19 protein-coding genes and 5 tRNA genes are annotated in these 21084 nt (G+C 43.6%); all 24 read right to left on the reverse strand.

The window, feature by feature from the left end:
- Positions 1-136: 136 nt before the first annotated feature.
- Complete coding sequence (gene rpoB / locus AC5EUN_RS15220) at positions 137-4225, reverse strand: DNA-directed RNA polymerase subunit beta (protein ID WP_010325733.1); 4089 nt, start codon at positions 4223-4225, stop codon at positions 137-139.
- 301 nt (positions 4226-4526) lie between these two features.
- On the reverse strand, positions 4527-4892 hold the full coding sequence (gene rplL, locus AC5EUN_RS15225) for a 50S ribosomal protein L7/L12 (RefSeq protein WP_004692767.1): 366 nt from the start codon (positions 4890-4892) through the stop codon (positions 4527-4529).
- Between the two features lie 48 nt (positions 4893-4940).
- Entirely contained in the window at positions 4941-5447 is a 507-nt protein-coding gene (gene rplJ, locus AC5EUN_RS15230; RefSeq protein WP_010325732.1) for a 50S ribosomal protein L10, read from the reverse strand.
- 301 nt (positions 5448-5748) lie between these two features.
- The gene (gene rplA / locus AC5EUN_RS15235) at positions 5749-6444 is read right to left on the reverse strand and encodes a 50S ribosomal protein L1 (protein WP_010325731.1); all 696 of its coding nucleotides are present in this window, start codon (positions 6442-6444) and stop codon (positions 5749-5751) included.
- Between the two features lie 3 nt (positions 6445-6447).
- Entirely contained in the window at positions 6448-6876 is a 429-nt protein-coding gene (gene rplK, locus AC5EUN_RS15240; protein ID WP_004668262.1) for a 50S ribosomal protein L11, read from the reverse strand.
- 118 nt (positions 6877-6994) lie between these two features.
- The gene (gene nusG / locus AC5EUN_RS15245; RefSeq protein ID WP_004692772.1) at positions 6995-7528 is read right to left on the reverse strand and encodes a transcription termination/antitermination protein NusG; all 534 of its coding nucleotides are present in this window, start codon (positions 7526-7528) and stop codon (positions 6995-6997) included.
- Between the two features lie 7 nt (positions 7529-7535).
- On the reverse strand, positions 7536-7976 hold the full coding sequence (secE, locus tag AC5EUN_RS15250; RefSeq protein WP_004692774.1) for a preprotein translocase subunit SecE: 441 nt from the start codon (positions 7974-7976) through the stop codon (positions 7536-7538).
- A gap of 76 nt (positions 7977-8052) precedes the next feature.
- Positions 8053-8128 (reverse strand) — tRNA-Trp (locus AC5EUN_RS15255).
- Positions 8129-8176: 48 nt separating this feature from the next.
- Positions 8177-9367: an elongation factor Tu gene (gene tuf / locus AC5EUN_RS15260; protein ID WP_010325730.1), complete on the reverse strand. Its 1191-nt coding sequence runs from the start codon at positions 9365-9367 to the stop codon at positions 8177-8179.
- 146 nt (positions 9368-9513) lie between these two features.
- Positions 9514-9588: transfer RNA gene (locus AC5EUN_RS15265), tRNA-Thr, on the reverse strand.
- A gap of 17 nt (positions 9589-9605) precedes the next feature.
- A tRNA-Gly gene (locus AC5EUN_RS15270) sits at positions 9606-9681 on the reverse strand.
- 41 nt (positions 9682-9722) lie between these two features.
- A tRNA-Tyr gene (locus AC5EUN_RS15275) sits at positions 9723-9806 on the reverse strand.
- A gap of 54 nt (positions 9807-9860) precedes the next feature.
- Positions 9861-9936 (reverse strand) — tRNA-Thr (locus tag AC5EUN_RS15280).
- A gap of 98 nt (positions 9937-10034) precedes the next feature.
- Positions 10035-11528 carry an anthranilate synthase component I gene (trpE, locus tag AC5EUN_RS15285; protein WP_062033221.1) on the reverse strand — a complete coding sequence of 498 codons (1494 nt, stop codon included), beginning with the start codon at positions 11526-11528 and terminating at the stop codon, positions 10035-10037.
- 111 nt (positions 11529-11639) lie between these two features.
- Positions 11640-12308, reverse strand: coding sequence for an HAD-IA family hydrolase (locus tag AC5EUN_RS15290; protein WP_160361881.1), 669 nt, complete (start codon positions 12306-12308; stop codon positions 11640-11642).
- Between the two features lie 85 nt (positions 12309-12393).
- Positions 12394-13137 carry an FHA domain-containing protein gene (locus AC5EUN_RS15295; RefSeq protein ID WP_160361882.1) on the reverse strand — a complete coding sequence of 248 codons (744 nt, stop codon included), beginning with the start codon at positions 13135-13137 and terminating at the stop codon, positions 12394-12396.
- A gap of 87 nt (positions 13138-13224) precedes the next feature.
- Entirely contained in the window at positions 13225-15582 is a 2358-nt protein-coding gene (gspD, locus tag AC5EUN_RS15300) for a type II secretion system secretin GspD (protein WP_160361883.1), read from the reverse strand.
- 39 nt (positions 15583-15621) lie between these two features.
- A complete protein-coding gene (locus AC5EUN_RS15305) occupies positions 15622-16446 on the reverse strand; it encodes a type II secretion system protein N (protein ID WP_159153591.1) in 825 nt (274 codons plus the stop codon).
- Entirely contained in the window at positions 16446-17156 is a 711-nt protein-coding gene (gene gspN / locus AC5EUN_RS15310; RefSeq protein WP_171518793.1) for a type II secretion system protein N, read from the reverse strand. The genes AC5EUN_RS15305 and gspN overlap by 1 nt, the downstream gene beginning before the upstream one ends.
- Before the next feature lie 197 nt (positions 17157-17353).
- Positions 17354-17677, reverse strand: coding sequence for an H-NS histone family protein (locus AC5EUN_RS15315; RefSeq protein ID WP_004692786.1), 324 nt, complete (start codon positions 17675-17677; stop codon positions 17354-17356).
- 151 nt (positions 17678-17828) lie between these two features.
- Positions 17829-18257 carry an acyl-CoA thioesterase gene (locus AC5EUN_RS15320; RefSeq protein WP_159153593.1) on the reverse strand — a complete coding sequence of 143 codons (429 nt, stop codon included), beginning with the start codon at positions 18255-18257 and terminating at the stop codon, positions 17829-17831.
- Positions 18258-18264: 7 nt separating this feature from the next.
- Positions 18265-19458: a heme biosynthesis protein HemY gene (locus tag AC5EUN_RS15325; RefSeq protein WP_159153594.1), complete on the reverse strand. Its 1194-nt coding sequence runs from the start codon at positions 19456-19458 to the stop codon at positions 18265-18267.
- Positions 19459-19462: 4 nt separating this feature from the next.
- Positions 19463-20305 carry a hypothetical protein gene (locus tag AC5EUN_RS15330; protein WP_148826894.1) on the reverse strand — a complete coding sequence of 281 codons (843 nt, stop codon included), beginning with the start codon at positions 20303-20305 and terminating at the stop codon, positions 19463-19465.
- Positions 20302-21081 (reverse strand): uroporphyrinogen-III synthase, encoded by a 780-nt coding sequence (locus AC5EUN_RS15335; RefSeq protein ID WP_159153595.1) that lies wholly within the window; start codon positions 21079-21081, stop codon positions 20302-20304. Before AC5EUN_RS15335 ends, AC5EUN_RS15330 begins: the two co-directional genes overlap by 4 nt.
- Positions 21082-21084 lie beyond the last annotated feature (3 nt).

Genomic DNA, 21084 nt, shown 5'->3' on the forward strand with positions numbered 1-21084 from the left:
GTGGAGACTTTCACTACACAACTGGGTCACAAATATTGTTTTTACTGAAATTTGGGAATATCTAATCCCCCTAAATCCCCCTTTGTAAAGGGGGATTTGCTCCCCTCTTTAATAAAGAGGGGCTGGGGGAGATTTCTTAGTCACCATTTTTCAGTTCAATGTTGATACCTAAAGAACGGATCTCTTTGGTCAATACGTTGAACGATTCAGGCATACCTGGGTCCATATAATGGTTACCATCTACAATGTTCTTATAGATACGGGTACGACCTTCAACGTCATCCGACTTAACAGTAAGCATTTCTTGAAGCGTGTAAGCTGCGCCATATGCTTCAAGCGCCCAGACTTCCATCTCACCGAAACGCTGACCACCGAATTGTGCTTTACCACCAAGCGGCTGTTGAGTTACTAATGAGTAAGAACCAGTAGAACGCGCGTGCATCTTGTCGTCTACCAAGTGGTTCAGTTTCAACATGTACATGTAACCTACAGTTACAGGACGGTCAAACTGCTCACCTGTACGACCATCATACAATACTGTTTGACCAGTACGTGAAATGTTCGCAAGCTCTAACAAGTCTTTAATTTGTGATTCTTCAGCACCATCGAATACTGGCGTTGCAAGTGGAACACCCGCACGCAAGTTACCTGAAAGCACCAAAATTTCATCATCAGTTAAGCTATCAAGATCTTCTTGCTCGCCACCAACTTTGTTATAAATTTTGTCTAAGAAGCCACGAAGCTCAAGTACAGTACGTTGTGCTTTTAACATCTTGTCGATTTCTTCGCCAAGACCTTTCGCTGCCATACCTAAGTGAGTCTCTAGAATCTGACCCACATTCATACGTGACGGTACACCCAGTGGGTTCAATACGATGTCGACTGGAACACCATTAGCATCGTGCGGCATGTCTTCAACAGGTAAGATGTTAGAAACAACACCCTTGTTACCGTGACGACCCGCCATCTTATCACCCGGTTGGATGCGACGTTTAACAGCCAAGTAAACCTTAACAACTTTCAATACACCTGTTGTTAATTCATCACCTGTAGAAAGTTTGCGTTTTTTCTCTGCAAACTTCTCATCAATTTCAAAGCTCTTCTCTTTCAAGAACACTTGAATTTGCGTTAAACGCTCTGCAATGGCTTCATCAGTCGGTTGGATTTCAAGTAAATCAACCAATTCTAAACCAGACAATACGTCTGCAGAAAGCTTATCTCCACGCTTGGTTGTACCACCACCGTTAGACTCTTGACCTGTCAACAAACGAACAATACGTTCACGTGCTGCTTCTTCGAAGATTTTGTATTCTTCTTTCAAGTCTTTACGGTATGAATCTAGCTGAGCTTTTTCAATTGCTTGCGCACGTTCGTCTTTTTCAAGACCGTCACGTGTAAACACTTGAACGTCAATCACTGTACCTTTGGTACCTGATGGAACACGTAAAGATGAGTCTTTTACGTCAGCTGCTTTTTCACCGAAGATTGCACGAAGCAATTTTTCTTCTGGTGTTAACTGCGTTTCACCTTTAGGCGTTACTTTACCTACAAGGATATCGCCCGCAGTCACTTCAGCACCGATATATACGATACCTGATTCATCAAGCTTAGACAGTGCAGCTTCACCCACATTCGGGATATCCGCTGTAATCTCTTCAGCACCCAATTTCGTATCACGTGCAACACACGACAATTCTTGAATGTGAATCGAGGTTAAACGGTCTTCTTGAAGTACGCGCTCTGAAAGTAAGATCGAGTCTTCATAGTTGTAACCATTCCACGTCATGAACGCAACGCGCATGTTTTGACCGAGTGCAAGCTCACCGCCATCTGTTGATGGACCGTCAGCCAATACATCACCACGACCAACTTTATCACCAAGTTTCACAAGAACTTTTTGGTTAATACAAGTGTTTTGGTTCGAACGTGTATATTTGATCAGGTTATAGATATCTACACCTGCCTCGCCTGCAACCATTTCGTCTTCGTTGACACGAATCACGACACGTGAAGCATCGACGAATTCGATACGACCACCACGACCCGCAATCACACACACACCAGAGTCATGCGCTACATTTGCTTCCATGCCTGTACCTACAAGCGGTTTGTCAGCAATCAATGTAGGCACAGCTTGACGCTGCATGTTTGAACCCATCAATGCACGGTTGGCGTCATCGTGTTCAAGGAATGGAATCAGTGATGCAGCAACAGAAACTACCTGCTGTGCAGAAACGTCCATATGCGTCACTTTTTCAGGCGGCATACGTACGAAATCACCTTGGTGACGTACAGAAACAAATTCTTCTGTTAAGTTACCGTCTTTATCTACGCCAGAATCGGCCTGTGCAATCACAGTACCTACTTCTTCAATTGCAGATAAATACTCAACTTCATCGGTTACACGACCATCAACCACTTTACGGTATGGAGTTTCTAAGAAACCGAAATTGTTACATTTCGCATAAACAGAAAGCGAGTTGATCAAACCAATGTTTGGACCTTCAGGCGTTTCGATTGGACATACACGACCATAGTGAGTTTGGTGTACGTCACGTACCTCAAAGCCCGCACGTTCACGTGTCAAACCACCAGGACCAAGCGCCGATACACGACGTTTGTGCGTAATCTCAGACAATGGGTTGTTTTGGTCCATGAACTGAGATAATTGGCTTGAACCAAAGAATTCTTTGATTGCAGCAGCCACTGGTTTCGCATTGATCAAATCTTGCGGAGACAAGTTATCTGTTTCAGCTTGGCTTAAACGTTCTTTAACAGCACGTTCTACACGAACTAGACCAACACGGAATTGGTTTTCAGTCATTTCACCTACTGAACGCACACGACGGTTACCCAAGTGGTCGATATCATCGACTTCACCTTTACCGTTACGGATTTCAACCAATGTTTTTAATACATCAGTGATATCTTCGTTCGACAAAATGCCTTCAACTTCACGAGACTTCTGATCCGTACCCACTTCGTAAGGACGACCCAAACGACGGTTGAACTTCATACGACCGACTGGAGAGAGGTCATAACGTTCTGAAGAGAAGAACAAGTTATTGAATAAGTTTTCAGCCGCTTCTTTCGTTGGTGGCTCGCCTGGACGCATTACTTTGTAGATTTCTACCAATGCTTCTTCACGACCTGTCGTGGTGTCTGCACGTAAAGTATCTGCAACGAATGAACCACGGTCGATGTCATTGGTGAATAGAATGTTAAATTGTTTAACACCACCTTCAGCCAATTTCACCATCACTTCATGGCTTAACAAGGTATTTGCTGCAATCACATCACCATCTTTAAGTGGGATGTCTTCTGCAGTAATACGCTCGTACAAGTACTCATCAGGCACAGAAAGTTTTTCTAGGCCAGCAGCTTCCATTTGACGCACATGACGCGCGTTGATACGCTTGCCTTGCTCAACAATGGTTTTGCCATCATTATCTACGATGTCAAATTGTGCCATTTCGCCACGCAAGCGTTCTGGAACAAGGTCAATCTGGTAGCTACCCATGTCTAGGTATACAGGCACTTTTTCATAGAACAAGTCTAAGATTTGCGCATTGTTATAACCCAAAGCACGAAGAACCACAGTCGCGAGTAATTTACGACGACGGTCAATACGCACAAATACAAGGTCTTTTGCATCAAATTCGAAGTCTAACCATGAACCACGGTAAGGAATAATACGCGCAGAATAAAGCACTTTACCACTAGAGTGAGTCTTGCCTTTATCGTGGTCAAAGAACACGCCTGGTGAACGGTGTAATTGAGATACGATTACACGCTCAGTACCATTAATAACGAATGTACCGTTATCGGTCATGAGTGGCATTTCACCCATGTACACTTCTTGCTCGCGCACGTCTTTAATTGATTTAGTTTCGCGATCTTTTAAGATCAAACGAATTTTTACGCGCATTGGTGCTGCATAAGTTGAGCCACGAAGAATACATTCGCGTACATCAAACTCAGGCTTACCAAGACTATACTCAACAAATTCTAAAGCAGCATTGCCAGAATAACTTTCTATAGGAAAAACTGAACGAAACGCGGCTTGCAGACCGATATCTTCGCGGTTTTTTGGTGATTTGCCATCTTGTAAAAATGTTCTGTACGAGTCGACTTGAATCGCGAGCAAGTACGGAGCATCCATAACACTAGGCAATTTACCAAAATTCTTACGGATCCGTTTCTTTTCGGTATATGAGTATGCCATCTGGAGTCCTCGGAAAGTAAACTGAGCCCGCCTGCAGAACGGGCTCAGAAGGAATTACGCAGGCCGATATGGCCACCACTTTTTACAAATGCTGCAATTTTCAGTGGTATTGAAACGCTTACCAATATTTTTAAATTTGAAAAATATTGGTAAGCGTTTGATTCTTTTCTTTATTTTAATTTGATGGATTTTCCACCAAGCAAACAAAAATCGAGCCGATTATTGTAACGCAAAAAGGCTGATGACCCAAGAGCCATCAGCCAATTTTTGGGGTGAAATTAATATTCCCCCCCTGGTAACATTACTTAATAGTAATAGTAGCACCAGTTTCTTCAAGTTTTTTCTTAAGTTCTTCAGCTTCTTCTTTAGAAACTGCTTCTTTAAGAACTGAAGGAGCGCCTTCAACCATGTCTTTAGCTTCTTTCAAGCCAAGACCAGTGATTTCACGAACTGCTTTAATCACAGCTACTTTGTTCGCGCCGAAAGAAGTCAACTCAACGTTGAATTCTGATTGCTCTTCAGCAGCAGCAGCAGCAGGACCTGCAGCTACAGCTACAGCAGCAGCAGATACGTTGAATTTTTCTTCGAAAGCAGAAATAAGTTCAACAAGTTCAAGAACAGTTTTTTCAGCAACTGCGTTTAAGATTTCTTCGTTTGTTAAAGCCATGAGAGTAACTCCAAATGGGTATTGAATGATGTGTGTTTAAGTTTGAGCTTATGCAGCTTCTGACTCGTTTTTCTCTTGAAGCGCTGTAAGTAAGCGACCCAATTTCGAAATAGGAGCTTGAAGAACGTTTGCAAGCATAGTAAGCGCTTTCTCTTGGTTTGGAAGATTCGCGATAACGCTAACTTCTGCGCCTTGATAAAGTTTGCCTTCAAATGCAGCAGCTTTAAGTTCAAATGCTTTGTTAGTTTTCGCAAATTCTTCGAATAAGCGTGCCGCAGCACCCATATCATCTGCAGAAGTTGAGAAAGCTAAAATTGTTGGGCCAACAAGGTTGTCGTTCAAGATATTGAATGGAGTATCTTGAAGAGCGCGTTTAGCCAAAGTATTACGTACAACACGTGTAGCAACACCTAACTTACGAGCTTCAACACGAAGAGCAGTTAATTGCTCAACAGTTAAACCTTGGTAGTCAGCAACAACAGCAGCAAACGCAGTAGAAGCAACTTCAGTTACTTCAGCAACGATCTGTTTTTTGCCTTCGATAAGAAGAGCCATTGTAAAACCTCCTAACGGTGATTTATGTACTTACGCGAAGTACACTCCCAATTCGCAAGTTCATCACTGAACTTACACGCGGAGGATGAACAAATCACACCACCGCGTCTACTCAGGCTGGGAAATTAAGAAAGTAATCGAAATTACTCTCGCCTGAGGTCTTTGACGCTGATAAATCTACATTTACCAATTCAAAGTTTGCCTAAGTTTGCAAGTAGTCCGAAACCGGTTTCTCTTGCGTAATATTTGAAGCAGTGCTTCAAATATTACTCAGGGCTTTAAAATTCTGTCTAAGTTAAACTTAGTTAGAAACGTTGTTTACATCAACAACAAGACCTGGACCCATAGTTGAGCTCAAAGTGATCTTTTTGATGTATACACCTTTAGATGTCGCAGGCTTTAACTTTTTCAAGTCTGCAATCAAAGTTTCAACGTTTTGACGAACAGCTTCAGCAGAGAAATCTACTTGACCGATCGCAGCGTGGATAATACCCGCTTTGTCTACACGGTAACGTGCTTGACCAGCTTTTGCATTTTTAACTGCACCAGCTACGTCAGGAGTTACAGTACCCACTTTAGGGTTTGGCATTAAGCCACGTGGACCAAGAATCGTACCCAACTTACCCACAACGCGCATTGCATCAGGAGCAGCAATCACTACATCAAAGTCAAGGTTACCCGCTTGGATGCTTTCAGCAAGGTCATCAAAACCAACCACGTCCGCGCCTTCAGCTTTAGCAGCTTCAGCAGCAGCGCCTTGAGCAAACACAGCTACACGTACAGTTTTACCAGTACCTGCAGGAAGTGTAGTCGCGCCACGAACAACTTGGTCAGATTTACGAGGGTCAACACCTAGGTTTACCGCAACATCCAAAGATTCTTTGAATTTCGCAGCAGGAAGACCAGCAAGAACAGCTACGGCTTCTTCTAAAGTGTAAACTTTGTTTGCTTCAATAGCAGCAGCAATGGCTTTTTGACGTTTAGTTAACTTTGCCATGTCTTATAGCTCCACTTCCAAGCCCATAGAACGTGCAGAACCAGCGATGGTACGAACACGTGCGTCTAAATCAGCACCAGTTAAATCTGGTTCTTTAGTAGTCGCGATTTCTTCCAATTGAGCACGAGTCAACTTACCAACTTTAGTTTTGTTAGGTACAGCAGAACCCTTTTGGATACCAGCAGCTTTCTTAAGAAGAATAGATGCAGGAGGAGTTTTCATGATGAATGTGAACGACTTGTCGTTGTACACAGTGATCACGACTGGAATTGGTAAACCAACTTCAAGTTTTTGTGTCGCAGCATTGAATTCTTTACAGAATGCCATGATGTTAACACCACGTTGACCCAATGCAGGACCAATCGGTGGAGATGGATTCGCTTTACCAGCTGGAACTTGCAGCTTGATATAGCCGTCAATCTTCTTAGCCATTTCAAATTACCTCTGGGTACAAACGCCGATGAAGGCTCCCCAATTTCTAAGTAACGATACCGTTACAACAACAATGCCTGACTTATCAATAAGCCAGGCGTTTTTCAACCACATCCAATTAAACTGATTTTTCGACTTGGCGAAATTCCAGCTCAACCTGAGTTGGTCGATTAAATACATTAATGGTCAACGTTAAACGTGACTTTTCGTATAGAACTTCTTCCACCACACCTTTAAAGTCTGTGAATGGACCGTCAATTACGAGTAATTCTTCGCCTGGTTCAAACATCGTCTTCGGACGTGGTGCTTCACCAGTATTGCGTACACGAGCAAGAATCGCATCTGCTTCACGTTGGGTAATTGGCGCCGGTTTCTCAGCCGTACCACCAATAAAACCTAAAACTTTTGGACATTCTTTAACAATGTGCCAAGTTTCATCATTCATTTCCATTTCGACCAATACATAGCCTGGAAAGAACTTACGCTCAGATTTACGTTTCTTACCATCCTTCATTTCTACCACTTCTTCGGTAGGAACAAGGACTTCACCAAAGCTATCGGCTACAGCGCTACGCTGGATTCGATCATTAAGTGAACGCATCACTTGTTTTTCATAACCTGAATAGGCATGAATAATGTACCAACGTTTCATAGCTCTCTTACCCGATAATAAACTTCATTAACCAGCCCAAAATGTAGTCAAAACACCATAATAAAATGGATGCAACAACTACAACCGCAAGCACCTGCCAAGATGTGGTCATGGTCTCTTGCTTCGTTGGCCAAGTCACTCGACGCAGCTCAATTCGTGAGTCTTTCAACAAACGAGCAAAGCCTTTGCCTTGATGGGTGGCGTATAATAAACCGAATGCCACGATGATACAAGCCAAAATTACCCCAACGCGCACCCAGATATCGTTGGCTGGTGCCCAATACGCTGGTAGGTGTTGATTCACCATGGTCGCACCAATTAATAAAATCAATGCGATAATCCATAAGACGACGTCTAGGGGAGAACCAGATTTAACTACTTCAGCAGAATTATTTCTTTGAGGGATTGCCGCGTCGCTTTGTGCGTCGCGTAATTTTTCATTCGACATTTTTGTACTCGTCGTAGGTTTCGCGACTTATTATATGACCAGTTTTGCCGACATCAAGCGTCTTTTATAAAAAAGTTGGCAGGCCAGGAGGGACTCGAACCCCCAACATTCGGTTTTGGAGACCGACGCTCTACCAATTGAACTACTGACCTGCAAAACAAATTGGAGTCGAAACCCCAATTTGTAATTTTATTTTATAATTATGCAGTTACTTTAGCAACTACACCAGCACCAACTGTACGGCCACCTTCACGGATCGCAAAACGTAGACCTGGGTCCATTGCGATTGGGTGGATTAATTCTACTGACATTTCTACGTTGTCACCAGGCATAACCATTTCAACGCCATCTTGTAATTTGATCGCGCCAGTTACGTCAGTTGTACGGAAGTAGAACTGTGGACGGTAACCGTTAAGGAATGGAGTGTGACGACCACCTTCTTCTTTAGAAAGTACGTATACTTCTGCATCGAATTTAGTGTGCGGCTTGATTGCACCTGGTTTAGCAAGTACTTGACCACGTTGTACGTCTTCACGTTTAGTACCACGTAGAAGAACACCACAGTTCTCGCCCGCACGACCTTCGTCTAGAAGTTTACGGAACATTTCTACGCCAGTTACAGTTGTTTTAACTGTATCTTTGATACCAACGATTTCAACTTCTTCGCCTACTTTCACAATACCAGTTTCTACACGGCCAGTTACTACTGTACCACGACCAGAAATAGAGAATACGTCTTCGATTGGCATTAAGAATGCTTGGTCGATTGCACGTACTGGCTCTGGAATGTAAGTATCAAGTGCGTCAACAAGCGCAACAACTGCTTCTTCGCCATACTGACCAGCGTCACCGTTAAGTGCAAGAAGAGCTGAACCACGGATAACTGGAGTGTCATCACCTGGGAAGTCATAAGTAGAAAGAAGTTCACGAACTTCCATTTCTACTAATTCAAGAAGTTCTTCATCATCAACAAGGTCACACTTGTTAAGGAATACAAGAATGTAAGGTACACCAACCTGACGAGAAAGAAGGATGTGTTCACGAGTCTGTGGCATTGGACCATCAGTCGCTGCACATACAAGGATCGCGCCGTCCATCTGAGCAGCACCAGTAATCATGTTTTTAACATAATCGGCGTGGCCCGGGCAGTCTACGTGTGCGTAGTGACGAGTTGGAGAATCGTATTCTACGTGTGAAGTATTAATTGTAATACCACGTGCTTTTTCTTCTGGTGCAGAGTCAATTGCAGCGTAGTCTTTCGCTTCGCCACCGAATTTCTTCGCACATACAGTTGCAATTGCAGCTGTTAAAGTTGTTTTACCATGGTCAACGTGACCGATTGTGCCCACGTTAACGTGTGGCTTATTACGTTCAAACTTAGCCTTAGCCATGTTCATCTTCCTCGTTTACGTCGAACACAGGTATAAACAACTCAGTATCGACACATCGCCTAAAAAATCAAACACCAAATACTTGAAAAGCAGACTAATAAGCCTGCTTCTTTAAAAATTTGTAGAATTTCTACTAAACTGTAATCTGGAGCTCTTATCGAGATTTGAACTCGAGACCTCTCCCTTACCAAGGGAGTGCTCTACCACTGAGCTATAAGAGCAAATATAAAACTTCAAATGGAGCGGGAGACGAGGGTCGAACTCGCGACATGTAGCTTGGAAGGCTACCGCTCTACCAACTGAGCTACTCCCGCACGATGTTGGTACAAAGACCACTTTCTTGAAGTCTTAAAATTGGTGGTGAGGGAAGGATTCGAACCTTCGAAACTTTCGTAGCGGAGTTACAGTCCGCCCCCTTTGACCGCTCGGGAACCTCACCATTTTACACTTACTTCAGTGTCGCTCTTTACTTAACTCACTCAACCCCCTAAGATGGTGCCGGCACACGGATTCGAACTGTGGACCTACTGATTACAAGTCAGTTGCTCTACCAACTGAGCTATGCCGGCGTTTCTTAGTGTTTCGTACGTTTCGTATCGGAACGGTGTGCAGTTTAGCAAAACTCAAAATCCTTGCAAGTGTTTTTTTCAAAAAAAACGTCAAAAACTCACAAAATCAATCCGTTTGACGATAATTCAACCGCTTTGATCACTGCGCGAGCTTTTATTTGGGTTTCATTCCACTCAGATTCAGGATTTGAGTCATAAACAAGCCCCGCTCCTGCCTGAACATAGACCTTATTTTCACGAATAACGCAGGTACGAATCGCAATCGACATGTCCATTTCGCCATGCCAGCCTAAATAACCAACAGCACCACCAAAAATTCCACGTTTTACGGGCTCAACTTGATCAATAATTTCCATCGCACGGATTTTTGGCGCACCTGAAAGTGTGCCTGCAGGGAAAGTTGCTTTAAAAACATCCAATGCATCCACATCATCACGAACTTCACCTTGCACATTGGAAACAATATGCATGACATGCGAATAACGTTCGATCACCATTTGATCAGTCACTTGCACTTTGCCAATTTTCGAGACACGACCGACATCATTTCGACCCAAGTCAATCAGCATTAAATGTTCAGCAATCTCTTTTTCATCCGACAGCAAGTCTTGTTCAAGCGCTAAATCTTCTTCTTTGGTTTTACCACGTGGACGTGTTCCTGCCAGCGGACGTACGGTTGCAATCCCATTTTCAAGGCGAGATAAAATTTCAGGGGAAGAACCGACAATATGAAAAGGCTGATTATTTTCCAAAGTTTGCCCTTGTACCAAGAACAAATAAGGCGATGGGTTCAAATGACGTAGCGCACGATAGACTTGTAAAGGCTCACCATCAAAGTCAGAGACCATGCGATGCCCTGGTACCACCTGCATCACATCGCCCGCACGGATGTATTCTTTCACCGTTTCAATCGATTCTAAGAATTTTGCTTTGCCCGTGAGTGACTCAAAATGCGGTGCAGTATGCGGCGTGGCTTTTAGACTAATTGGCGTTGCGAGTAAATCTTCCAATGCATCCAGTTGCTGCTGGGCTTGGCTATACGCATCCGCGTCAACCACATCGGCATGCACGATCAGGAATAGCGTATCTTTTAAGTTATCAAACACAATCACTGTTTTAGACAGCATCATCCAAATATCAGGTAAACCCACTGGATCTGCTTCTGGCGCGTTGTTTAAACGCGGTTCAATATAACGTACCGCATCATAACCAAAGTAGCCCACCAAGCCCCCTGTAAAGCTTGGCAGAGCAGGTAAATCAGCTTGAGTAGGTACTTTATACCGCGACTGAAAATCCCGGATGAATTGAAACGGATCTGTACAAGGTTGTTTTTCTATGGTGCCGTCGGCTTGTTGAATGGTTAGCTCACCCGCGTTGCATGAGAACACGGTAGATTCACCTAAACCAATAATAGAATAGCGTGCCCAATTCTCCCCACCTTCCACAGATTCAAACAAATAGGCTTGCTTATGCTCTTTTAGGCGCGCAAAGACGGACAATGGTGTCTCAGTATCGGCTAAGCGCTGACGATAGACAGGAATCAGGTTATAACCCGCTGTTTTGAGTTGATCGAATTGAGTTTGCGTTGTCATGAGTGTTCTCTATTTTTTCAATATGGCGTGATCAGTTTTTAAAATTAGTGCTTGGAGTTTCGCCATCGAAAAGTCATATGTTTACTCATGTTCATTCCTTCGTTTGCAAAGTTACCCGATCAGTTCACACAGATTATCCACCACTTGCTGTGGCTGACAGTCTAAAATATTTTCACCATGATTATAGCCATAGCTGACCACAACACAATCAATACCCGCACGGCGTGCAGCCTCAACATCATTGGATGAGTCCCCAATCATTAAGACCTGATCTTTGCTTTGCGCATATTGCTCAACACAATGTAACAATTGGCGCGGATGCGGTTTGCGCTCTTCGAAACGATCGCCGCCGATGACATCCGCAAAATAATGGGCCATGCCTAAATGATCGACAATGGCGCGTGCAGGCAATTCAGGTTTATTGGTCACGCAAATCATGGTTTTCTTTTGTGCCAAGCCCCATTCTAAAAACTCCAGAATGCCATCAAAAGGCTGAGTTTCCACACATGGGTCGGCATTATAAATTTTTAAAAACGTCTCCAACAATTGTTGTTGCTGAGCAGGATCGACTTTACCCGTTAAATGTTGCAAGGTACTTTGACAAAATAGCGCCGTTCCCTTACCAACCCAGACCCGCACCTGCGCTTCAGTAACGGTAGGCAGTTGCAAAGCATTCAGGCTCATATTCATGGCACGATGCAAATCTGTTGCTGAATCCACCAAGGTTCCATCTAGATCGAAAAGTAAAACCTCTCGCTGTGCCACATTTGCAATATTCATTCATCCTCACCCATTTTTATCGTGTACTGCCCAAAAACAATCAAGGCATGCTTGTGCATGCCTTGATTGTAGTGTGATCTGCGTTTTATTTGAACATCAGCCAAGCAATAATCGCTAAAATAATCAAGACAATAATCGAGATTAACCCGAGCGAGGCATTTTTCTGAGTTTCCACCTCTTGCTCAACCTGTACTTTTGAAGCCTCGTTGTTCTCAACCTGAGGTACGCTAGGCGCATTCAAATCCACCCCTGCAGGAATAGGAGCGGGTTTCGGAATACCGACATTTTGCGGCATCCCGTCACGCGTTAAACTCACATTACCATCGCGTTCTTTTAGCTCAGGCATGCCCTGATCGCTCATATGCTGAGCTGCCGTTTTCGGCAGTTCTGGCTCAACAACAGGCGCATCAGCACTCACTTCCGCTTGAGCCGTTTCTGAAGCAGCTACTGCTTCAGATGGCTGGCTAATCGATGTTTCAACCACAGCCGCGCCCAAAGTTGCAGCCTCTACCGATTCCACCACATCTTCTAACGCTTTAGCAGGCTCAAAGACCGAAAACTTTAAGCTTGCAAACTGGACGATATCACCCTGCTTCAACAACGTTTCTGCCGCAATTTGCACATCATTTACATACGTGCCGTTTGAAGAACCCAAGTCTTGTAGCCACAAAGCCTGTTCTTTCAGTAAAAAGGCCGCATGTTTACGCGAAATTTCAGATTGTTGTAATAAAATATCCGCTGCTTGATGACGACCGACCAACATATCACGATCAATGCTTATTTCCTGACCAGTTAATTCGCCAGTAATTGCTTGTATTTTCCAAGTCATGACTTATCTCTCTATGTGCTGATTTATGATAACACAGAGAATATTCTTTACCATTTCACCTTCCCTCACAGATGAATAGTAGGACAGCTAGGCTGAACCTATCGAGACATTCTCAGTATATCGCTCAGGGATGGAATAGCTTGTCGATACCGCCTGTGCCATGTGTGCCACGCGAGCACCTTGAACATTTTCCATTAGGTTCAAGCCAATATAAGGGTGACCCGTTGGGTATAACTGACGCGAGGTGGTATTTTTAGGAACATTAGCAATCGGCTGTTTACGAATCGCAGGTTCAATAGCCACAGGCGTTGTTTCAACCATCGGTTGCGTTGTGGTTGGACTGCTTGGCACCTGTTGATACGATTGTGGCAAGGTCGGTTTGGTTGATGTCACAGGCAAGCGCTGTTGGAAGACATCATCGACATTTTCAGGCAACTTGGCAAAGCTACCATCTTTATCCATGGCCAACTGCAAGCTATAAAGCTGACTGTAGCGCTGCTGAGAAAGGCGACGTGCAGACTCTCCATCCCCCACAATCGTCGGATGAATGAAAACCAGCAAATTGCGTTTCTGATCCGACTTACCATCTGAGCGGAATAAACGCCCCAACCCCGGTATTGCACCAAGACCTGGGATCGATTGGCGTGAATAAGACGTATTATCCGAAATCAAGCCACCTAAAACGATGGTATTGCCATGTTCCGCCAAGACCGAGGTTTTAATCGCACGCTTACTGGTGACCAAATCCTGCGCTTCACCTTTATTGGTTTTGACATCCGAGACTTCTTGTTCAATCTCTAAGCGGATGGTGCCACCTTCACCAATATGCGGCACCACCTTAAGCGTCACCCCTACATCTTTACGTTCAATGGTGGTGTAAGGGTTGGCTGTACCTGAAGAGGTCGTAGAAACTGAGCCTGTTACAAAGGGCACATTTTCACCCACGACGATATAGGCCTCTTCATTGTCCATGGTGACAATCGATGGTGTAGACAGCAAATTCGACTTGGTATTACTTTTTAATGCTTGGATCATCGCGCCATATAACTGACGCGAGCCATCACTGCCTTCTTTATAATCCCCAAGGATTAACGAACCACCCGCGCCAATTGCACTTGCAGCCCCCGCACCGCCACCCGTTAAATAGTTTGCAGCAATACTTTTGAGACTCGAACCAATATTGTCAAAATTGATAATCCCAACACCACTACTTAAATCACCCATCGCCCATTGCACGCCCAACTGGTCGGCATCATTGCCTTCCACCTCGAGAATAGTCGCCTCAATCAGGACTTGCTGGCGACGGGTATCCAACTGCTGAATAGCAGACTCGATTTCACGCATCAATTGAGGGTCAGCCTTGACCACCAACGCATTTTGCGAACTATCGGCAATAATACTGACCCCATTACTGTTAAAGCTGGTGATGTTGTTCTGATTGCGATTGGACTGGCTGTTTAAGTTAATACTTGGGGTGGAAATCTGTGAAGATGAACCTTCACTCACGCTATTATTTTGGTTATAGCTGGAATTACTATTGTTATTGCTGTCGTTAGACTCGCTAGAATTAACAGCCTGCCCTGAGACCAAACCTTGTAAAATTTCGGATAAGCTTTTAGCGCTGGCATATTTTAAGCGGAACACTTTCAATCCGCCTAGACGCTCCGCAGCAGGTACATCCAGCATCTCGATCATTTGGCGAATACGTTTACGCGTCGCGGTATCCCCTTTTAGAATAATCCGATTGGTACGGTTATCTGCAATGATTCGTATTCTGGAACCCTTTAAATCTTTGATCGAGCCTGTTCCGCTCATACTTTCCAACAACCCAATCATTTCCTCAGCCTGACTCGACTGCAACGACACCGCTTCGATGTCATTTTGTCCCGTCCCATCCAAGTTACGGATGATGGTCTCAAGCTGATAAATATTGCTGGCGCGATCTGACACAATCAGTGCATTGGTGCCATTCACTGCAGATAAATGCGCAAACTGCGGCATCAATGGACGCAGTGCAGGAATCAAGTCATTGGCATTGGTGTTTTCCAGCCAAATCACCCGCGTCACAACCTGATCGCCTGTGGCACGGTGACGAACATCATAGGGAATGCCTGAACTTTTAACATTACTGTCAGGCACAATTTTAATGGTCCGCCCAGAAGGAATCGCAACCACACCATTGACATTCAAGACCCCTAAGAACAAGTCGTAGACTTCTTGCTTATTCAACGCTTTGTTTGAAATCACCGTGACATTGCCGCGTACCCGTGGATCAACTGCAAAGTTTTTCCCCGTAATATCGGCAACTTCATTAATAAATGCAGTTAAGTCCGCATCGCGCAGATTAATTTTCCACGTTTGTGCATAGCTGGCTGTACTCACCATGGCAAGCAAAGGCGCTGCGATTGTCAGTGCCCAAGCAGGGCGGTGATTCAATAAAGCCATAAATCCAAGTCATTCCTAACTAATATTGGTGATGTTCGATCACTGAAAATTCTGTTGTACCGTAATGATACGATCACCACGTTTCACTTCTATTTTTACTTGTCCTTCACGGCGCGCACGTTCTAACAACTGCGCGTCGTTTTGCCCCTGTCCGATCGTTTGACCATTTAAAGACATAATCTGATCCCCTGCCTGTAAGCCTAAACGGCTTCGCAGTGCAGCTGGTGTTTGCTCAGTGACTTGATAACCTTGCCCTGTATTACTGGTATTTACACCCAAATCTTTTAAATATTGCTCACGATCTTGTTGTAAGTTCTGTACTGCTTGGCCTAATGCTTGCTGCTCTTGACTCACAGCAGGCGCTGCAACGGGTGCTGTTGCTGGGGGCACAATTTGCTGATCTAAATTATCAATCCCTTGAAAAAACAATTCTCGGGTTTGCCCACTGTTATTTTTGAGAATCACGCGATCCCAATACACCTCTGACAAATAATAAGCGCTGCCTTCGATGTTTTCCCCCACCCGATAGCGCTCTGCTACATTATTTGCCTTAATCACAGCAGATGAGAACTGACTGGGTTGTCCAACCACCACCCCTTGTAGCTGTAAATTGAGCTGATCATCTGCGGGATTCTTACTTTGCTCTGCAAATAACGCAAAATTGGTAATATTCGGAACTTGAGGTTGCTGCGAACCCAATTCAACGCGTGGCATTTGCATGACTTGTGGTGGCGCCACCCAAAGCCAAAATAAGCCAGCCAACTTCCAGCATAGTGCTAAGATCAAAAGCATTAAGCACAGTGGTGCTATACGTTCAAACTGTTTGAGATTTAGCTCTGGTAATTTTTGCAGATCAAAACCCATTAAAAGCCCCCACTAAGCAAAGGCTGACGTGAACTCACCACATAACTATCTAGGCCTGCTTTGCCTTGATATGACGGGACATTCAACATGAGACGCTGGGTTAATTGCACATCTAACATCAGACTTGGGTCGATGGTCAGGTTCATCAGTTTTTGTTGTCGTTGATCGCGTAAATCGACTATCAGCTTATTTTGCTCCTGCGACAAACGACCCGCCAACGATGGAATCTGCATTTGTTGTGGGCGCTGCGCAAAGATATACATGAGTTCGCCGCCTGCCCATTGTACCCCCCCATCCACTTGGTCAAATCCCTGCTCTTTTTTATAATTAAAATCAATTTCTTGTAACTGAACCGCATTACTCGGCCATTGCCAATTGGCCAACGACTTTAACGTTTCTGGTGCAATTTGTCCGTTTAAATCACGCACCATTATTTTTTTTCCAAACCCATAGGCCAAAACGCCTTCAAGCTTGGTATTGCCACTATAAATTTCGAGATTGGCACCTGCACGAAGGAGCAGTAAATCTAAAGGTCGGGTGGTCCAAAGCACCGTCCCGCGCAATTTTCCAGTTTGCCAATCAGCCTGTCCATGCCAAATATTACCGCTGACGTTATGTAAAACTTGGTTGTTTTTATAAAATTTTGCAATGAGCCATGCCGCAGGAATTTGCAGCAAAACAAAAATTAAAAACGCAACGACTGCAAACATCCACCACGTGATGTATTTAGGTTTTGTGATTCTCCCACCACGAACTTTCAATTATTCTTCCTTGCTTCATTTCTTGTCTTTCTTTGATAGACATTATGCATAATTTTACAACAACACCAAACTTTAACTATAAAAAAAACCAAGCAGATAATGCTTGGTTTTTTGAGCTTATGTCACATCTGTGACAAGGTGATGACTTAGATTAAAAAATCTTCAAGCTTCGCACCTTTTTCTAACTGAGCCACCAACCAACGTGGTTGCTTACCACGGCCAGTCCATGTCTCAGCAGCATTGCCTTTGTTACGGTAACGCGGTTCAACCGACTTACGTGTACCTTTTTTACGCTTAGTCGCGCCAAACTCTAAAATTTGTTCAATGCTTAAGCCTACATTTTCCGCAATCGCGTTAATTTGGGTATAGGCATCTTCAATTGCTTGATCTTTTTTAGATGCAATTAAAGCTTCCGCTTCGATTTGTAGACGCTTTAACTCTTCTACGGATAAATTACTAATATCTGGCATTACATTAACTCCATTAACCAACATTTTATTTACTGAGTCTATTTAATAATATTTTGATTAGACCAAAGACTCAACTCATCCATGACTTAAACAACAATACTTAGACAGTATTTATATAGTCTAGCGACTTTTAAAATAAATAAAAAGATATTTATATTTGATGACCGACCGTTAACTCAAATTCTTTGAGTTTTTGACGCACCAGTTCAGGAATTAATGTTTTCTGCATATTGGTTTTATCGACACAAACAATGACCGCTTCTGCTTCTGCAACTAATGCTTGTTGCTGTTCACTCCATAATAAATAGTGCATACGAAATGCACTATTTCTGAGTTCTTCAATACGTGCACTAATTTTTAATTGGTCTGGATAAAATACTGGTTTTAAATATTTGCACTGATTTGATGCAACAACAGTTAGTACATCCGCAGATAAAATACCCGTATGTTCAATATACGCCAAACGCGCACTTTCAACATAACGATAATACATGACATTATTAACATGACCAAAGGCATCCATATCTCCCCAAGCCACGTGTTGAGTATAAACCAATGGGTAATCTAAAACGCTCTGCATTATGCACCTATATTTTCATTTCTACAAAATTTGCATTATTTTCAAAAATTAAATTTAACTGTTTAATTAAATCTTCATCACCATTTAAGGTCGATTTGACTCTTAAATAGTTCATTAATACATTATCTGGATATAAACTTAATAACGCATCTGCCTGCTCTTGCATGCCTAAAGCAGTATAAATATGCCACTTGGCAAAACTCAAAACCGGCACACTCGTATACTTCGCTTCCCATGCTTCAATGTGTTGCTGCAAGTCCACATAATCGGGTTGCTGTTTCAAAAGTTGCTGCTGGAACCACAAATAAAATACTTCGGAATTAAACTGCTGATTGAGCAAATAAATCGACAAGTGTTCGTGCTGTTCACTCATGTCTGGCATACGTGCTAATAACTTAAGCCACAGCAGTTGAACATCATAACTGCGGCTGAAAATCTGATCAGACAAGTCTAAATAACGTTGTTTTAAATCCTCTAAATTTTCATAATTGGCTTGATCAAATTTTATCAACAAACGCTTCAGCCATGCTTTTTTCACATCTTGATCTAAATGACCATATTGAGTTGAGCGTAAATAAAGCCATGGAAACTGAATCGCAAAACGCCCCCATAGCTCTTTTAAACACGCTTCATAAGCGGTTTGCACATCTTTAAGCCAAGGTGAAAGTTCATGTTGATTGAGAAACTCTAGATGGGTTAAAGCCTGTTCTGCATCTTCTTGTGCTAAAAACAGTTCAATACGCTGCAGTTCCGCCAACTCAAAAGCCATGGCATTGCTTTGGCTCAAGGCGCTTAAGGCTTCAGGGAACTGCTCCTGCATCAAATATAAACGTGCATCGATAATACTTTTGAGCAAGCCCGACTGCGCGAAGGCATTTTGAATAAAGGCTTGTTGATCTCGGCCTGCATCCAACAACCAAATCACAGCCAGTTGTTCATAAGGATGCAAACTTTTAAAATCAAAAACAGTTTCCGCTTTGCGTTTTTCTCGACTGAGATACCGTTTTAGCCCCAACCAAACCAAATGCAAGCTAAAACTAAGCAGTGCTAGCGCAATAAATACGATCCAGAGATTGGTTTGTAACTGCCAGTCATGCCAAAACACGTAGACATAACCCGCACCATGCCCATAACTCAAGACACTCAACACAGCAATTGCAATTAAACTCACCAAACCATAAGCAATCAGTATTTGTTTCATTCCATTACCCCAACAACGCACGCGTACTTAAAATAGGCGTTGGGACAACCACCAATGTTTTCAGCTTATTCAGCTGTTTCAGCAGCTCTTTGGCTTTAGGGTCTGGAAGTTGCTGGATCAACAGCATTACTTCGGTTAAGTCTTTTTGGTATTCGGTATATTGCCCTGCAGCTAAGGCTTGGCGTGCCAACAATAAGCGTAACTGGGCTTCTTTAAGCACGATTTGTCGTTGCATTAGCGCTGTTGCAGGTGCTTGCGCAGGTTCGAGCCTCAACCATTGCTTCCAAAAGGATTCGGACGTATCGCGCGTGGTGTTTAACTGAGGTTGTTGTATTTCTCGACTTAAAGCCTGATCAATCTGTTGCAGCTGGCGGTTAATCAGCGCTTGCTGCTCATTGCGCTCAGCCACAAACTTATGAATGGTTTGCATATCTCGCGCTATGACCTGATGCAAACTTTGCTTCAACGCCACAGCCAAGTTATATTTTTCCAGCTGCATATCTAAAAAAGCCAACTTATCGGTGGCCACCACATACTGCTGTTGCTTTAAGGCAAACTCAACCAAGTCCAACTGTTGCTTAATAAACAAAATTGGATCAATACCCTCAATCACCAATTCGGCAGGTTGGCTACTCATCGTATTCACTGTTGCAGGGTTTTGTTTCAAAGTTTCTTTTTGACGCTGCATAGCCACGACTTGATCGTTCAAATTGGCGCTGCGCTGTTCGATTTGGTGCATTTCATTGAGCAAAGTAGCTTGTTGTGTACTCAGCCCCCACACGTCATAACTTAGCTTCGCAATCCACGCCAATGCAGCCATCAATACAATTATAAGAATCTTCTTCATGCGTTCCCTTGCTCACTTTGTAACAACTGTACAATCGTGGCTGTCTTTAAATCTTTCAGTACACTCATTTTAAACGGCACATGCATTTGCTGTTGATACTGCTTCAAGATCTGTGCCAAACGCTCACCCAACACCAAAAAGTGTCCTTGTTGCAGAAGCTGAATATTTGAGTCCAGCAGAACCAACCAATTCAGCCAACTGGCCTCACTGCTGATCAGTGCGACGTAGTGATTATGTTCTGATAAACATTGAATTAATTCAGCCTGTTGCTGCATCGTTTCATTTGGACAGCGACGCTCATACAAAACAAAGTTCAGTATAAGACGCCCGTGTTGCATTAAGGTGTCCATCATAAACTGACGCCCACCTTCTCCTCGCCAAAATGCAATACTCGCATCACTGGCCAAGTTCTGCAAAACAGGCAGTTGTAACATCCCTTCAGAGGTTTCTACCTCAGGCACCACACTGCCCAAACCATATTCGGCCAAAGCCTGTGCTGTTTTTTGTCCGACTGCAATCCATTGAATATGCTGTAAATCAGACACCGTTAAACCGCTTTGCAGCAAATGTGCCATACCAAACTGCACAGCACTAGGGCTGACCACCACAATCACTTGGGTCTGCGCTAACTGTCGATACAAGCGTGCCAGATCATGATCCCATGCTCTAGGCAACAACTCCAGTAACGGCAATGGATAGACCTCAACAGCCTGTTGCTCTAGTGCCATCGTGAGGCTTGCCGCGCGATCAACAGGGCGCGTATTAATAAACAGCATCGT

Source organism: Acinetobacter sp. CAU_H_S170_2, from assembly GCF_058890445.1.

What these genes read in the sequence shown, in the direction of transcription:
- rpoB (WP_010325733.1), bottom strand. Translation starts at nt 4,225, where the DNA reads ATGGCATACTCATATACCGAAAAGAAACGGATCCGTAAGAATTTTGGT.
- rplL (WP_004692767.1), bottom strand. Translation starts at nt 4,892, where the DNA reads ATGGCTTTAACAAACGAAGAAATCTTAAACGCAGTTGCTGAAAAAACT.
- rplJ (WP_010325732.1), bottom strand. Translation starts at nt 5,447, where the DNA reads ATGGCTCTTCTTATCGAAGGCAAAAAACAGATCGTTGCTGAAGTAACT.
- rplA (WP_010325731.1), bottom strand. Translation starts at nt 6,444, where the DNA reads ATGGCAAAGTTAACTAAACGTCAAAAAGCCATTGCTGCTGCTATTGAA.
- rplK (WP_004668262.1), bottom strand. Translation starts at nt 6,876, where the DNA reads ATGGCTAAGAAGATTGACGGCTATATCAAGCTGCAAGTTCCAGCTGGT.
- nusG (WP_004692772.1), bottom strand. Translation starts at nt 7,528, where the DNA reads ATGAAACGTTGGTACATTATTCATGCCTATTCAGGTTATGAAAAACAA.
- secE (WP_004692774.1), bottom strand. Translation starts at nt 7,976, where the DNA reads ATGTCGAATGAAAAATTACGCGACGCACAAAGCGACGCGGCAATCCCT.
- tuf (WP_010325730.1), bottom strand. Translation starts at nt 9,367, where the DNA reads ATGGCTAAGGCTAAGTTTGAACGTAATAAGCCACACGTTAACGTGGGC.
- trpE (WP_062033221.1), bottom strand. Translation starts at nt 11,528, where the DNA reads ATGACAACGCAAACTCAATTCGATCAACTCAAAACAGCGGGTTATAAC.
- AC5EUN_RS15290 (WP_160361881.1), bottom strand. Translation starts at nt 12,308, where the DNA reads ATGAATATTGCAAATGTGGCACAGCGAGAGGTTTTACTTTTCGATCTA.
- AC5EUN_RS15295 (WP_160361882.1), bottom strand. Translation starts at nt 13,137, where the DNA reads ATGACTTGGAAAATACAAGCAATTACTGGCGAATTAACTGGTCAGGAA.
- gspD (WP_160361883.1), bottom strand. Translation starts at nt 15,582, where the DNA reads ATGGCTTTATTGAATCACCGCCCTGCTTGGGCACTGACAATCGCAGCG.
- AC5EUN_RS15305 (WP_159153591.1), bottom strand. Translation starts at nt 16,446, where the DNA reads ATGGGTTTTGATCTGCAAAAATTACCAGAGCTAAATCTCAAACAGTTT.
- gspN (WP_171518793.1), bottom strand. Translation starts at nt 17,156, where the DNA reads ATGTTTGCAGTCGTTGCGTTTTTAATTTTTGTTTTGCTGCAAATTCCT.
- AC5EUN_RS15315 (WP_004692786.1), bottom strand. Translation starts at nt 17,677, where the DNA reads ATGCCAGATATTAGTAATTTATCCGTAGAAGAGTTAAAGCGTCTACAA.
- AC5EUN_RS15320 (WP_159153593.1), bottom strand. Translation starts at nt 18,257, where the DNA reads ATGCAGAGCGTTTTAGATTACCCATTGGTTTATACTCAACACGTGGCT.
- AC5EUN_RS15325 (WP_159153594.1), bottom strand. Translation starts at nt 19,458, where the DNA reads ATGAAACAAATACTGATTGCTTATGGTTTGGTGAGTTTAATTGCAATT.
- AC5EUN_RS15330 (WP_148826894.1), bottom strand. Translation starts at nt 20,305, where the DNA reads ATGAAGAAGATTCTTATAATTGTATTGATGGCTGCATTGGCGTGGATT.
- AC5EUN_RS15335 (WP_159153595.1), bottom strand. Translation starts at nt 21,081, where the DNA reads ATGCTGTTTATTAATACGCGCCCTGTTGATCGCGCGGCAAGCCTCACG.